This window comes from Actinoplanes sp. NPDC049802 (genome assembly GCF_040656595.1).
Lineage (GTDB): Bacteria > Actinomycetota > Actinomycetes > Mycobacteriales > Micromonosporaceae > Actinoplanes.
Genome location: NZ_JBFAMR010000183.1, coordinates 1 through 1,564 on the forward strand (window position 1 = coordinate 1; position 1,564 = coordinate 1,564).

1 pseudogene is annotated in these 1,564 nt (G+C 68.2%); it reads left to right on the forward strand.

The window, feature by feature from the left end:
* The first annotated feature begins 119 nt into the window (after window positions 1-119).
* Window positions 120-1,531: pseudogene (locus AB0I88_RS41260) on the forward strand (IS3 family transposase).
* The last annotated feature ends 33 nt before the right edge of the window (window positions 1,532-1,564 follow it).

Genomic DNA, 1,564 nt, shown 5'->3' on the forward strand with positions numbered 1-1,564 from the left:
CCCTGTCTGCCAGGGTGAGTTGAGGCCAGCGGTTCATAGCAAGTCCGCCGGACAGGGCGAGTTCAGGATCGAGAGCGTTGACTACTGCTGTTGACATGGTCGTGGCCCAGGATGGGGTCATGAGTCGCAAGAAGGGTCCCCGTTCGGGTGGGCCGCGGGCCCGCCGGAACTTCACCCCGGGACAGAAGCTGGAACTCCTCGCCGGTTACGAGCAGGCCGTCGCTGCCGGTGAGGGCGGGGCGTTCCTGCGGCGGGAGGGCTTGTACTCGTCGTTGATGACCGAGTGGCGCCGGGCCCGGGACGCCGGGCTGTTGCAGGGTAAACCGGCTGGTGAGACGGTCGGGCGGCCGTCGGTGGAGCAGGCGGAGATCGCCCGGCTGCGCCGCGAGCTGCAGCTGGCGCAGGCGAAGCTGGCACGGACGGAGACGGCGTTGACGATCATGGGAAAAGCGCGAGAGCTCTTGGAGGACATCTCCAGGAGCGAGCCGGACGGTCCGGACGTGTTCGGGCTCGGCAGACGCTGATGGCCTGTTTCCACGAGCTGACCAGCGCGGACATCCCGACGCGGGAGGCGAAGCGGCTGACCGGGATCGCCCGGTCCAGTGCGGACCGTGACCGACGCCGTCCGACCCCGGCCCGGCCTGCCCGGCGCCCACCGGCCAATGCTCTGACCCCACCCGAGCGTGAGCGGGTGCTGCGGTTGTTGAACAGCACGGAGTTCGTTGACGCGGCCCCGGCACAGGTCTACGCGGCGCTGCTGGACCAGGGCGTCTACGTCGGCTCGATCGCCACGATGTACCGGCTGCTGCGCGAGCACGAGCAGGTACGCGAACGTCGCCGGCAGGCCAAGCATCCGGCCCGGCAGCGTCCCGAGTTGGTCGCCGACGGACCTCGGCAGGTCTACACCTGGGACATCACGAAACTCGCCGGCCCGGTGAAAGGGGTCTACTTCGATGCGTACGTGATGATCGACATCTACTCCCGGTACATCGTCGGCGTCCGGGTCCACGCCCGTGAGTCCGGCCCGCTGGCCGAGAGCATGATGCGCGAGGTGTTCGACGCCCACGGCGTGCCGCACGTGGTCCACGCCGACCGCGGCACCTCGATGACCTCGAAATCGGTGGCTGACCTACTCGAAGACCTGCAGGTCACCCGGTCACACTCGCGGCCGAAGGTGTCCAACGACAATCCCTTTTCCGAGGCCTGGTTCAAGACGCTCAAGTACGCGCCGGTCTTCCCGGACAGGTTCGCGACACTGGCCGATGCCCGCTGGTTCATGGCCGAGTTCGTGACCTGGTACAACCACGCTCACCGGCATTCCGGAATCGGCCTGCACACCCCCGCCGACGTCCACCACGGCCGCCACCACCAGGTCCGCGCCGGCCGCGAGGACACCCTCGCCGCGGCCCGCGCCGCGCATCCGGAACGGTTCGGCACCAGCCGACCACTGCCCAGGATCCTGGAAATGCCCGAGCAGGTCTGGATCAACCGGCCCGACCAGGAAACCCAGCCCCAACCGCAAGCCGCTTAACTCCCGTTGGCCTCAATCCCTTGACACGTTCCG